The sequence below is a fragment of the Shewanella sp. K8 genome (assembly GCF_028823715.1).
GTDB lineage: Bacteria > Pseudomonadota > Gammaproteobacteria > Enterobacterales > Shewanellaceae > Shewanella > Shewanella algae.
Genome location: NZ_JAPEHY010000021.1, coordinates 79,751 through 91,340, shown reverse-complemented (window position 1 = coordinate 91,340; position 11,590 = coordinate 79,751). Strand labels below are relative to the sequence as shown.

Annotated in this window: 12 protein-coding genes, 1 pseudogene and 1 riboswitch; of the genes and pseudogenes, 6 read left to right on the top strand and 7 right to left on the bottom strand. The window is 54.4% G+C overall.

Annotated features, from left to right (window positions below; all coding sequences use genetic code 11):
- Positions 1 to 121 precede the first annotated feature (121 nt).
- Together ON072_RS12775 and yjgA are read right to left on the bottom strand one after the other, a co-directional pair.
- On the bottom strand, positions 122 to 526 hold the full coding sequence (locus tag ON072_RS12775) for a hypothetical protein (protein WP_025010220.1): 405 nt from the start codon (positions 524 to 526) through the stop codon (positions 122 to 124).
- Positions 527 to 658: 132 nt separating this feature from the next.
- On the bottom strand, positions 659 to 1,192 hold the full coding sequence (gene yjgA, locus ON072_RS12770; protein WP_093983809.1) for a ribosome biogenesis factor YjgA: 534 nt from the start codon (positions 1,190 to 1,192) through the stop codon (positions 659 to 661).
- Positions 1,193 to 1,340: 148 nt separating this feature from the next.
- On the opposite strand from yjgA, the gene pmbA reads away from it, so the two are divergent.
- Together pmbA and ON072_RS12760 are read left to right on the top strand one after the other, a co-directional pair.
- The gene (gene pmbA, locus ON072_RS12765) at positions 1,341 to 2,684 is read left to right on the top strand and encodes a metalloprotease PmbA (RefSeq protein ID WP_082052621.1); all 1,344 of its coding nucleotides are present in this window, start codon (positions 1,341 to 1,343) and stop codon (positions 2,682 to 2,684) included.
- A 146-nt stretch (positions 2,685 to 2,830) separates the two neighbouring features.
- Positions 2,831 to 3,112, top strand: a pseudogene (locus tag ON072_RS12760) (IS4 family transposase); the annotation flags it as partial.
- 47 nt (positions 3,113 to 3,159) lie between these two features.
- On the opposite strand, the gene ON072_RS12755 reads toward ON072_RS12760, so the two are convergent.
- From ON072_RS12755 to ON072_RS12745, 3 genes are all read right to left on the bottom strand, one after another.
- Positions 3,160 to 3,750, bottom strand: coding sequence for a hypothetical protein (locus ON072_RS12755; protein ID WP_162887854.1), 591 nt, complete (start codon positions 3,748 to 3,750; stop codon positions 3,160 to 3,162).
- Between the two features lie 14 nt (positions 3,751 to 3,764).
- The gene (locus ON072_RS12750) at positions 3,765 to 4,112 is read right to left on the bottom strand and encodes a hypothetical protein (RefSeq protein ID WP_028780651.1); all 348 of its coding nucleotides are present in this window, start codon (positions 4,110 to 4,112) and stop codon (positions 3,765 to 3,767) included.
- A 119-nt stretch (positions 4,113 to 4,231) separates the two neighbouring features.
- On the bottom strand, positions 4,232 to 5,080 hold the full coding sequence (locus ON072_RS12745; protein ID WP_071238683.1) for a substrate-binding periplasmic protein: 849 nt from the start codon (positions 5,078 to 5,080) through the stop codon (positions 4,232 to 4,234).
- A 196-nt stretch (positions 5,081 to 5,276) separates the two neighbouring features.
- On the opposite strand from ON072_RS12745, the gene ON072_RS12740 reads away from it, so the two are divergent.
- Positions 5,277 to 5,501, top strand: coding sequence for a ribosome alternative rescue factor ArfA (locus ON072_RS12740; protein WP_025010215.1), 225 nt, complete (start codon positions 5,277 to 5,279; stop codon positions 5,499 to 5,501).
- Positions 5,502 to 5,538: 37 nt separating this feature from the next.
- Here the strand turns inward: ON072_RS12740 and rimO are convergent, their stop codons facing one another.
- Positions 5,539 to 6,963 (bottom strand): 30S ribosomal protein S12 methylthiotransferase RimO, encoded by a 1,425-nt coding sequence (gene rimO, locus ON072_RS12735; protein ID WP_261752691.1) that lies wholly within the window; start codon positions 6,961 to 6,963, stop codon positions 5,539 to 5,541.
- A gap of 235 nt (positions 6,964 to 7,198) precedes the next feature.
- Between rimO and ON072_RS12730 the strand changes: the two genes are divergently transcribed.
- Together ON072_RS12730 and ON072_RS12725 are read left to right on the top strand one after the other, a co-directional pair.
- Positions 7,199 to 7,906 (top strand): oxidative stress defense protein, encoded by a 708-nt coding sequence (locus tag ON072_RS12730; RefSeq protein ID WP_025889598.1) that lies wholly within the window; start codon positions 7,199 to 7,201, stop codon positions 7,904 to 7,906.
- 213 nt (positions 7,907 to 8,119) lie between these two features.
- On the top strand, positions 8,120 to 8,563 hold the full coding sequence (locus tag ON072_RS12725) for a hypothetical protein (protein ID WP_025889600.1): 444 nt from the start codon (positions 8,120 to 8,122) through the stop codon (positions 8,561 to 8,563).
- A gap of 73 nt (positions 8,564 to 8,636) precedes the next feature.
- Here the strand turns inward: ON072_RS12725 and ON072_RS12720 are convergent, their stop codons facing one another.
- Positions 8,637 to 9,431, bottom strand: coding sequence for a 5'-methylthioadenosine/S-adenosylhomocysteine nucleosidase (locus ON072_RS12720; protein WP_261752690.1), 795 nt, complete (start codon positions 9,429 to 9,431; stop codon positions 8,637 to 8,639).
- Positions 9,432 to 9,677: 246 nt separating this feature from the next.
- Positions 9,678 to 9,849: riboswitch (Lysine riboswitch) on the top strand.
- Positions 9,850 to 9,931: 82 nt separating this feature from the next.
- Here ON072_RS12720 and ON072_RS12715 point away from each other — a divergent pair.
- Positions 9,932 to 11,512: a Na+/H+ antiporter NhaC family protein gene (locus tag ON072_RS12715; RefSeq protein WP_261752689.1), complete on the top strand. Its 1,581-nt coding sequence runs from the start codon at positions 9,932 to 9,934 to the stop codon at positions 11,510 to 11,512.
- The last annotated feature ends 78 nt before the right edge of the window (positions 11,513 to 11,590 follow it).

Sequence of the window (11,590 nt, the reverse complement as noted above, 5' to 3'; positions counted from 1 at the left end):
CAGGCCTGTAAGCCGACGCAGAGCACACATGGGACTTGTTCGCACCTTCCTTAGCCGCAGCTTCAGCCAATTTCACAGATGTGGTGCGGGATAACACGGACACATCTAGCTGGGTTGAGCGTTAGAAATAGAGGTTTTCGACGGCTTTACCGTCAACCAGGATTTCGCACTTGTCGCCGTTGCTGGATTTTGAGGATTGCACCGCGCTGGCAATAATGCCAAAGGCGCCGCCCTGACTACCGAGCACGGAGCCGAAGTAGCACTTGCCGTCGATCTCCATCTCTTTATAACGGCCACCCAGGTTTTGGGTTGGGGTATATGGAGGGAAGGTGCCGCGCATTATGGGGTCACCGTTGACTGTCAGTTCCAGTTTCTTTTTATCGGAAAAATAGCGTCCACCGAGCTTCAGCGTTTGGCCTTTCACTTCGACGGTTTTTTCCTGGGCTATGATGGGTTGTGGGGTTGAGCTACAGCCTGCCAGCAGTGCGCCGGTACAAGCCAGTGAGGCAAGAGTCAATTTACGCATTAATCCGTCCTTTATTGGATGCGATATCTGTGGGGTATTACTTTTCCGTGTTATCCGCGCCGGATTATAACGTCTTGGCAACAAAAAACGCCAGCATCAAGGCCGGCGTTTTTTATGGTATGGTAGACTGAATCAGTCTTCCAATTCGCTGCGCAAATACTTGAACAGCTCGGCAGAGGACTTGGACTGAGGCCCCTTGGCCAGCTCTTTGTTGGCCTGACGCACCAGTTGCCTGAGTTTTTGTCTGTCCAGTTGCGGGTGCTCCTCCAGCAAGGACTGCACTTCGGCATCGCCACCACTGAGCAAACGGTCACGCAACTTCTCAAATACCTGAGCCTTGGCGGCCGCTTCGTTGTTCTTGTTCAGTACCCGCTCAAGCGAGGTCTGAATCGCCTCGAGATCTTCGTTGCGCATCAGCTTGCCGATAAACTGCAACTGACGACGGAAGGCCTCGGTATTGGGCTTGATGTTTTTGGTTTGCATGATGGCATCAAACAGGGACTCACCCAGCTCAATTTTGGCCAACTGACTCTTGCTCAGCGCTGCCAGCTGTTTGCCCAGATCCTGAGCCTCTTCACTGTCGCGTTTGAGCGAGGTCTTGCTGATATAGTCCTCGTCCTCATCATAAGGCTGTTTAAAATGCTCTGAATCGCCAACTATTTTCATAAAGTCTTTCCTCTGATACTGGCGCTGATTGTAGCATCCCCCTTGGCGCTTCGTCTTCTACGGCAGCAAAATTGATCTGTCGTGGTTATGTGAATAAAGCTGGCTTTTGTTATGCTAGGGGCAGTTTAGCCAATTCAAGAGTAAACCTGTGTCTGCAAATTTTATTGATAGTGAACTGAGTGCGTTGAAAGACGCGGTGGCAATGGCGCTGGAGTATGCCAATAGCCTGGGCACCAGTGCTGCCGAGGTGGCCATCAGCAAGCAACAGGGTCTGAGTGTTTCCACTCGCCTCAAGGAGGTGGAAACGGTCGAATTCAACAAGGATGGCGCGCTGGGGATCACCCTGTATCGCGATGGACACAAGGGCAGTTCTTCCACTTCGGATCTGTCGCCGGAGGCGATTCGCCAGGCGGTTAAGGCCGCCGATGGTATCGCCCGCTATACCAGTGAAGACCCTGCCAGCGGGTTGGCCGACTCTGAGTTGATGGCGAAAGATTTTCCCGATCTGGATCTCTATCATCCCCGTCACACCAGCCCGGAAGAGTTGGCCGAGTTGGCCATTCGCGCCGAAGCTGCAGCGCTGGACAGAGACCCGAGGATCAAGAATTCGGATGGTGCCAGTGCCAACGCCCACAACAGCGTCAAGGTCTATGGCAACAGCCATGGTTTCCTGCAGGGTTACTGCAGCTCGCGCTACAGCCTGAGCTGTGTGGTGATTGGCGCCGAAGAAAACGGCGATATGCAGCGCGACTATGACTATGGTATCAACCGCCGCTTCGACGCCTTGTTGAGCCCGGAGCAGGTGGGGATTAAGGCCGCCGATAAGACGGTTGCCCGTCTCGGTGCCCGCAAACTGGCAACCGGCAAAATGTCCGTGCTATTTGCGCCCGAAGTGGCCACAGGTCTGGTGGGGCATCTGGTCAGCGCCATCAGTGGCTCAAGCCTGTATCGCAAGTCCAGCTTTCTGCAGGATGCTATCCACACCCGGATTTTCCCTGAATGGTTCAGCATTGCCGAGCAGCCGCATCTCAAGGGTGCCCTGGCCAGTGCCAACTATGACAGCGAAGGGGTCGCGACCCGTGAGCGGGACATAGTCCGTGACGGCATACTGGAGAGTTATCTGCTGACCAGTTACTCGGCGCGCAAGCTGGGACTGGTCAATACCGGCCATGCCGGCGGCATCTATAACTGGACGCTGGCCGATACCGGCCACAGTTTTGATGAGTTGGTGCGTTCCATGAGCCGCGGGATCATAGTCACTGAGGTGATGGGCCAGGGCGTGAATATGGTCACCGGCGACTATTCCCGCGGCGCCGCCGGCTTCTATGTCGAGAATGGCGAAATCCAGTTCCCGGTCGAGGAGATCACCATAGCCGGCAACCTGAAGCAGATGTACCGCTCCATGCAGGCGGTTTCCAGCGACAGGGATTTGCGCTCCAGCATCCGTACCGGGGCAATCTTGCTCGATGAGATGAAGATAGCCGGTAACTAAGCCTGCCAAAGACTGAAAGCTCGCAGTTAAGCGCAACGTAGATCAGATAAGGATCGGTTGACCGATCCTCCTGATGAGAGACAATCGGAAACCTGTTTGTAGGTTTCCGATTTTTTATGTCTATTCAAAACTGCTTTGCCGACTTTGGTTATAACTTGGTGAGACGAGAAGCGAGCCAAGCGGCTGTAGAGCATGGTCGAATGCCCAATGAAATCAGCTTTAAGTACGCTTGTCAGTTCATCGCAAGTCAGCTCAAAGTCATGAGCAAAGCGGTGTCACCAGGTAATACGCCGAAGCGTCTAAACAGTCTGCGAGGAGACTTGTCCATCCTGTTTATAGACAAACGCCCTAAGCCAAATCGGCCTAGGGCGGTAAAAATATCAAAGACCCGATATCCTGTTAATCACAAGGCAGCTTCGCTTAAGTGAACTACGTTGCGCTGTTAAGCGGGCTTTTTTATCAACCAGGTGAGGGATTACTGCGCCATGCTTGGCTGTTTTGCGGACGACTTGGGAAGCAGTTCACTGGTGTAACGCTCAATGACCAGGCTAAAGGGCTTGTCATCGGCTCGCAAAAGCAGCGCCTTGTGTTGCAATACAAATGGCGGCAGCACTTTGCTCCCTTGCCACAGCTTCAGGCTCTGGAGGTTTTCTCTCCTGAAGTCCAGTGCCTTGACGGCGGTGCCGAACGGGGTTTTTGTAAGCTGTAACTGTTGATTCATCTCCTGGGTAAGGAGCTCGGGCACATACCAGTTGTCAGCGACAGATAACACTCTATCGCCACAGATAAGACGCACCTTGCGATGGCCTAGTCGGCTTCCCGGCGCCACTTTAAGCTGACGGTAGACCTCCTTGGGAGCATCATGAATAAAATGCTTTTCTCCTTCGGCGCGAATGCTGGCGTCTGTGGCCAGTTGATATTCATCACACCAGTCGCTCAAGGTTTTGGTTGCGCTGCGGCTGGCGAGCAGCCGCTGATCCAGTTGTAACAATAACTCGGATGTGCTCTGGTCGGGAGTGACTTGGGGTGATTTGCTCTGGGCCTTGGAAGCGGGAATTAGCGCCAAGCCACAAAGCAGCATTAAACCGGCCGATATTGTTCTTCGCAGTGGGCATTGTCCTGAATGGCGGGCTGTAGGCATTGGCTGAGTTCTCTTAGGTTATTGCAGATGCTGTTGGCTCTTTGCTCGTCTCCCTGATGCAGCATGGTGAACAGATGTTGCAGTGCCATGGCATTGAGATAGTCCTGATGAACCGGCGGGAAGATATCGGCATCGATTTTGGCCCGTTGCAGGCGTTTTGTTATCGCTTGCTGACTGCTGTGCAGTACCAGCTCAAGGGCGTTTTGCAGGCGCTGCTCCTCTTCGGCCATCAAGGTCATGGCCAAGTCCAGCTGTGCCTGTGGCGTCAACGGCTTGCGGGAAAACATATTACAACTCTTTGCGACCCAAAAGCAGTAGTGTACCCATTAGATGCTGGACTCAGGCTGAATTGATCCAAAATGTATCAATGGAATAGGGGGCAATACTCCTTGTATGAACAGGGGAATTAGGGCACAGCCGCCGCTTGTGATACCTGCTGCATATAGTATTGATAACGCCGCTCGGTTTCACCGCTTTCGGCCATGTCTTGCAAGGCCTGCTGCAGTGCGTAGGCCAGGCTGTCCGGCTGCAACTCCCAAGGGCTGTTGTCAATGGATATCGGCCTGTCGGCAATATAATTTGGATTGGCTCCGGCACTGAAATAACGGCTCTTGCGTGAGAAGCCCAGGTGTCCTTGTCGCCTGTGATCGCAGCAGTAGGGATGCAGTTTCAGCCCGTGCTGAGGATGGGTTTTCAGCCAATATCTCAGGGTTGATTCATCGTAGACATAGAAATCACCCTGATGCTGTTTGAGAAAGGCTATCGCCGAGTCTGTGCTCATGTCCGGAGGCTTGCGCACTATCAATTTGTCCGGTAAACCACCCAGCTGATAGCTGCCGGGGGAGATAAGCAGCACCAGCTGCTTATCCACCAATTGCTGCAACGAGGTGATGTCACTCAAGTCGGCGCGGCTGACGCCGATATAGCGTTCAGACAGGCCGTTGGCGATGAAATGCGCGTAGTCGTGGCGCTCTTTGGAGAAGGCCAGCCCGGGATAGAAGTCGATATTGCCCTTGGCAATTTCCCAGAGAATGCGCTTTTTCGGCGCTCGTACTACCTTGAGACTACAACCTATTCTTGCCGCCGCCTCTTGATACAGGCTGAGATAGAGGCCACTGTTATCCGGTGCTTCAGCAATATAGGGGGCCCTGGCATTGGTGCGATACCCCATGGTCAGCTCACAGGTTTCTGCGGCAAGCAGCTGTGGTGAACAAGCGAGTGCCAGCAGCGCCAGACAACAGAACCTGAATATCACAGAACAAACCCTCCCGGATTGACTGAAACAGACTGAATAGTGATTGTTTTTAATAACATGAATAAGGCGAAACGCGACATTGTACTTTGGGCCAAGATTAAGATATTTGGTTATTGGTACAAAAGGGAGTAGTATTTGCGCGATTTTTGTCCGGTATGGTCGGGCAAGTCTCATTCCACTGAAATAAGGAGCCGATATGGCCAAATATATTAAGCAGACCGCACTGCTGGAACATGAATCCGGTCGTGGACAGATCAAAGATAACGCCCTCAAGGCCGTGGTGACCAGTTCACTGTTTCGCTGTCGCAGCGAGAAGCCGAAGAAGGGCAAAGGATCATACAGTCGTAAAGGACGCAATGGAAAGGGGCAACAGGGTGTTGCCCCTTTTGATTTTATGACTCTAATCTTTTCACCCTGCTGACACCTCAAGAAAGATTTCCCCAAGGTGTTGGGAGAGTTTATTCCGGCATCTGTACCAGTTCGGCCCACAGATCGTGCTCATCAGAATGAGTGATCAGTGCGCGCACCATGTCCCCTGGGCTTAGTTCCACTTCCCCGTTTAAGAATACCATGCCGTCGATTTCAGGCGCATCGGCATAGCAGCGGCCAATGGCACCTTCCTCGTCCACATCATCGATAAGGACATCCAGCTCACGGCCTACCAGGCGCGCCAGCCGCTCGGCACTGATCTCAGCCTGCACCTGCATGAAACGCTCATAGCGGTCCTGCTTGACCTCTTCACTGATAAGCTCGGCCAAGGTATTGGCCACGGCGCCATCGACTTCCGAGTACTTGAAGCAGCCTACGCGGTCCAGCCTTGCTTCACGCAGGAAGTCCAGCAGGATCTCGAAGTCCTCTTCGGTTTCACCGGGGAAGCCAACGATAAAGGTTGAGCGGATCGCCAGATCCGGGCAGATCTCACGCCATTTCTTGATGGCGTCCAACTGGCGGTCGACCCGGCCGGGACGCTTCATCATCTTGAGCACGCGAGGGCTGGCGTGCTGCAGCGGCAGATCCAGATAGGGCAGGATCAGTCCTTCGGCCATCAGCGGGATCAGCTCATCGACCCAAGGGTAAGGGTAGACATAGTGCAGGCGTACCCACACCCCCATCTTGCCCAGATGGCGGGCCAGGGTAGTGATATCTTGCTTCACCGGCATGCCGTTCCAGAAGTCGGTGCGGCCGCCCTTGTCTTTGCCGTAGGCCGAGGTGTCCTGGCTGACGACCAGAATTTCCTGAACCCCGCTTTCCACCAGGCGTTTGGCTTCATCCAGCACGCTGCCGACACTGCGGCTGTCCAGATCGCCCCTCAGCGCCGGAATGATGCAGAAGGTACAGCGGTTGTCGCAGCCTTCGGAAATCTTCAGGTAGGCATAATGCTTGGGGGTCAGCTTAACGCCGGCTTGCGGGATCAGCGAGGTAAAGGGGTTGTGCTCTGGCTTGGGCACATACTTGTGCACATGGTTCAGTACGGCTTCATAGCTGTGGGGGCCGGTGATCTCCAGTACATCCGGATGCACTTCGCGGATCTGGTTTTCCTTGGCGCCCAGGCAGCCGGTGACTATCACCTTGCCGTTTTCTTCCAGCGCTTCACGCACGGCATCCAGCGACTCTTCCACCGCGGCATCAATAAAGCCACAGGTGTTGACTATTACCAGGTCGGCATTGTCATAGCTGTTGGTAACCTCATAGCCGTCGATGCGCAGTTGGGTGAGGATCCGCTCGGAATCCACCAGGTTCTTGGGGCAGCCCAGGCTGACAAAGCCGATGCGATTGCCGCTGGTTTGGGCCTCGGCAGGGCTGTTTTCCTGTGCCAGAGTCTTGGCCGGAGTGTCCAGAGTCGTGGTCTGCTTGGGATCAAAAATGTCGACTGATTTCTTCAAGAGCTGTTTTCCGCAATGCTAAAGCTGATGGAGCACGCTTGGGTGCCGGTAAAATTGGCGGCGATTATACCTCAGCCATAGAAAAGGTACAGTTGGGCTGGTTAATTTATGTTCTATGTTGCCATCTCGGTTGCTGCTTCAAAACCTCGTTGAAAAATTTTTTGATTTTTTTAACCCTTTTGTCAGCTGGCTGCGTTTCTATGGTCAACGAAAGCGAACTTTTTGGAGAACCAAGATGAAAAAATCTCTGCTGAATCTGGCGCTGATAGGCGCACTGTTACCCGCTACTCTGATGAGCCACTCAGTACTGGCTCAGGATAGACCTCTGCTGGAAACCACAGGCGTCAGCCAGATACAGGTTGAGCCCGATATGGCCGAAATCAATGTTGAAGTGTCATTAAGCGAATCTGATGCCAAGGCGGCCAAGGCCGCATCCGACAAGGCTGTGGCCGCTTTTATCGAGCGCCTGCTCAAGGCCGGGGTCGCCAAGGAGTCGATTGCCGCCGCCAATCTGAATCTGCAACCTGAGTATGTTTACCTCAAGGACAAGGCGCCCGAGCTCAAGGGGTATCGCGCCAGTCGCAGTGTGACCGTGTTGGTAAAACAGTTGGATCAGCTCAACCCCATACTGGACTCGGCGCTAATAGGCGGGATCAACAAGGTGAACCAGATCAACCTTAAGTCCAGTAAAGAAGCCGAGATGCGCAAGCAGGCGCGGCAGGCGGCCATTGAAGATGCCAAGCAAAAGGCCAGTGAGCTGGCAGCCGGATTCGGCGAGAAACTCGATGGCGTCTGGTCGATTCGTTATTTCGACCAAGGCCCGGTGCGCCCTGTGATGTACAAGGCCGCCATGATGGCTGAAGGCGCTATCAACCAGAGCTATGAGTATGGCCAGGTAACTTTCTCCGACAGGGTCGAGGTCAGCTACAAGCTGCGTGACTAAACCCAAGTTATCCTGTCTGACAGTTATGATGCGGGCACCCTGGTGGTGCCCGCAATGTTTGTTTTATCTGCCAATATCGCTTGTTTGATGTTGGTGAGTTGTAGGTGATTTTGAAACAGCAGATACAATTTGTTGCTCCTTTGAGGCAGTCTCTGGACGCTTTTTATGCTTGAATGAGCCAGAGCCAATCAATCTTGCATAAGGAGTGTGCCGATGAAATTGACCCGTCTGACACTACTGGGAATAGGTTTATTCAGCCTGGTCGCCAGCCCATCAACCGTATTCGCCAATGTTACAGCGCAAGTCGGAAAGACCCACAAACAACGACTCTGCCTGGTGAATGAGACGGAATACACTGTGCCCGGCAGCGAGATCCAATCCCAAATTAATGACAAGGATTTCGATACGGGTTTGCAGGTGTTTATTCGGTATCGCGGCCAGAGCTGTGCCGAGAGCAAGCAGACTTTTGCCAGCCTGTCATTGCCGGAGCCAGAGTCACCAACGATGGATGACTACCGCTTGGTTATCCAGCGAAAACAAGCACCCGAGTCGGAAACCAAGGTTTGGGAATACCGTTACCAGCAAGGCTATTCGAAACTGGGCTGGCAGACACTGGCCAAAGAGGTGGAGGCCATTTTCTTATCGCCGGCGAGCTAGCTTAAGATGAGGGCCTGAAAAAACAAAAGCCGGTGGACAATATCACCGGCTTTTACTTTGAAGTCCTCGAGACTTATTTACCTTCCAAACCTGCGATCAACTTCTTGGTGTACTCAATGACAAACTGCTGACAGTGGATAGCGGTTTGTGGCTCAAACTCTTCGCCGTGCAGGTCGGTATTGGAGAGTACCCGAATCCCGATAAAAGGGATCGCATAGGCCTTGGCAACCAGGGCGGCCGCAGCGGTTTCCATCTCTTCGGCCGAGGTTTGATAAGTTTGGTGCAGCCACTCGATGCGGTCGACTTCGCGGTTCCACTCATCGGCACTGCCGATCACGCCGGTCACTACCTTGCCATGGCGATAAGCTGACGCCAGTTGTTGTCCCAGAGCCAGCAGCTTGGGATCGGCATCAAAGCGCTTGTGTTCCACCAGCTTGCCATCCTGACGCAAACGCATGGTGACATCGAAGTTATGCCAGCGTTTGGGATCTATGCCTTGGCCTTTGGGGTGTAGATCGCTGCGATAGGAACCCATATTGAAGCTGTATTTCCCCAATACTATGTCGCCGCGGTGCAGCGCCGGGTCGTGGCCGCCGGAGGTGCCCTGGTTGATGATAAAACCGGGTTGAAATTTTTCTATCGCCAGTGTGGTGGAGGCGGCGGCATTGGCCATACCTATTTCAGTACGGGACACTATGACAGGATAGCCATCCACAGTGCCTTGCCAGAAAGTCCAGGAACCAAGAGTTGTCTGTTTGGGGTCTTTCAGGGCCTGAACCAGGGTGTCGACTTCGACATCCATGGCACCTTGCAGCAGTATAGGTGCCCGGGCGGGGGGTTGCCATGGAATGGCTGGAGAACAAGGCACAGAGTGCCACACAAAAACGTTGTAACAGAGTCATTTGCACACCTTTAATTGTTATTTCAGTGTCGCGGTAGGGGAGGGCGATCCTAGGTGCAGCTGTGGTTGCCGTCAACAGCCGGAGCTGGCATTTGCGAGCCCAGACATGAGTCACTTGCCAAAGGCTTAATGCCAACCGGGCGGGATATTTACCGCCAGAGGCACAATCTGGCTTGCTATTGGGGTCGTGATAGTTAGAATGCCAGTCGAATACCTTTGAGTAGAGGCGCGCTGCCTAAGAGTAACCGGGAAGAGGGTGATGCCTTTGAGGCCCGGGGAAAGGAGTCGGCGCCGAAGTAGCCAGGTCATCAAACCTAGCTGCTGGTTCTGTATCTAACAGGTGCAGGACTGCCATAGTCATCCACTATGGAGCGCTACCTGAAGGAGCTGAGAAGTTTCTGCCCTCCTTGGTCTGAGTTTCTTCGATCCTATCGGTAGATCTCCACCTTCTTTGGTGTAAAGAGATCATGAATATCATGCATTTTGCGGACTCTCCCTGGTCCATAGTTCCTCCTCTGCTGGCGGTTGCGCTGGCGATCATCACCCGTAGAGTACTGCTCTCCCTCGGGGTTGGCATAGTCGCCGGCAGCCTGATGTTACAGCAGTTTTCACCGCTGCAATCGCTGCGCTACCTGTTTGACTGTGTGCTGAAAATCTTCTGGGTCGATGGTGCTCCCAACAGCGATAACCTGAATATGCTGCTGTTTATGCTGCTGCTGGGTGGGCTTATCAGCTTGATGACCGCCTCGGGGGCGACCCGTGCCTTTGCCGAATGGGCCGCCAGACGTTGCCAGAGCCGCAAGAGTGCCAAGTCGCTCACCGGCTTGATGGTGTTTGCCTTCTTTATTGACGACTTCTTCCACAGCTTGTCGGTGGGGCCCATTTGTCGCCCTGTGACCGACAGATTCCAGATCTCCCGCGCTAAGTTGGCCTATCTGCTGGACTCAACCGCGGCACCCGTGTGCGTATTGATGCCCATCTCCTCCTGGGGGGCCTATATCATCGCCCTGGTGGGCGGCATACTCGTGGCCCATGGGGTGACAGAGCAGAGCCCGATCGCCGCTTTTGTGCAGATGATCCCCATGAATCTCTATGCGGTATTTACCCTGATCATGGTGGTGGTAGTCATCGCCTTCCAACTGGATATTGGGCCGATGCGACAGCATGAGCAGCGGGCGCTCGAAGGCAAGCTCTGGGATGAATCCAAGGGCCGGCCAATAGGGCTGGATATGGAAGCCCCGGCCGACAGCCGCGGCGGCATGCTGGATATGGTGTTGCCGATAGTGACACTGACGGCGGCGAGTATCTATTTCATGCTGGACTCCGGGGCTCAGGTATTGGCCGCCAATGGTCAGGCCTTCAGTGTGCTGGGCGCCTTTGAACATACCAATGTGGGTTCGTCTTTGGTTTATGGCGCCCTTTGCAGCCTGGCGGTGTCCGGCCTGTTGGCTCTGCGTCTCGGTCTTGGGATATCCACTTGGCTGCGCGCCGCCCCCAGAGGCGTTATGGCCATGTTGCCGGCGATCAACATACTGCTGTTTGCCTGGACCATAGGCGCCGTGGTGCGTGACATGGAAACCGGCAAATATCTCGCCAGCCTGGCCAACGGCAACCTGCCCACAGGGCTGCTGCCTGTGGTGGTGTTTGTGCTCTCCTGTGCAATGGCTTTTGCCACAGGCACCAGCTGGGGCACTTTTGGTATCATGTTGCCACTCGCCGGTGATATGGCCGCCGCCAGCGATATCCAACTCCTGCTGCCCATGTTGTCGGCTGTGCTGGCCGGCGCTGTGTTTGGCGATCACAGCTCGCCCATCTCCAGTACCAGTATTTTGTCGGCCACCGGCGCCGGCTGTCACCATATAGATCATGTGCTGACCCAGTTGCCTTATGCCCTGACCGTCGCCTTCGGGGCGGCGCTGGGGTATCTGGCCATGGGGCTGCTGCATTCCACCCTGGCCGGTTTCCTGGTGAGTGCCGCTTGGTTTGCACTCTTCTGCCTCTATCACGCCAGGCGCTTCCAGGCGGCCCCCGAGGCCGCCATCGGCTGAGGCTGAGATGGGATACCAAAAAAGCCCCGGGAGTTTCCCCCCGGGGGCTTTTTACTTTTACAGGGCTTGCGTGACGAT

What these genes read in the sequence shown, in the direction of transcription:
- yjgA (WP_093983809.1), bottom strand. Translation starts at nt 1,192, where the DNA reads ATGAAAATAGTTGGCGATTCAGAGCATTTTAAACAGCCTTATGATGAG.
- ON072_RS12730 (WP_025889598.1), top strand. Translation starts at nt 7,199, where the DNA reads ATGAAAAAATCTCTGCTGAATCTGGCGCTGATAGGCGCACTGTTACCC.
- ON072_RS12715 (WP_261752689.1), top strand. Translation starts at nt 9,932, where the DNA reads ATGAATATCATGCATTTTGCGGACTCTCCCTGGTCCATAGTTCCTCCT.
- ON072_RS12740 (WP_025010215.1), top strand. Translation starts at nt 5,277, where the DNA reads ATGGCCAAATATATTAAGCAGACCGCACTGCTGGAACATGAATCCGGT.
- ON072_RS12725 (WP_025889600.1), top strand. Translation starts at nt 8,120, where the DNA reads ATGAAATTGACCCGTCTGACACTACTGGGAATAGGTTTATTCAGCCTG.
- ON072_RS12750 (WP_028780651.1), bottom strand. Translation starts at nt 4,112, where the DNA reads ATGTTTTCCCGCAAGCCGTTGACGCCACAGGCACAGCTGGACTTGGCC.
- ON072_RS12775 (WP_025010220.1), bottom strand. Translation starts at nt 526, where the DNA reads ATGCGTAAATTGACTCTTGCCTCACTGGCTTGTACCGGCGCACTGCTG.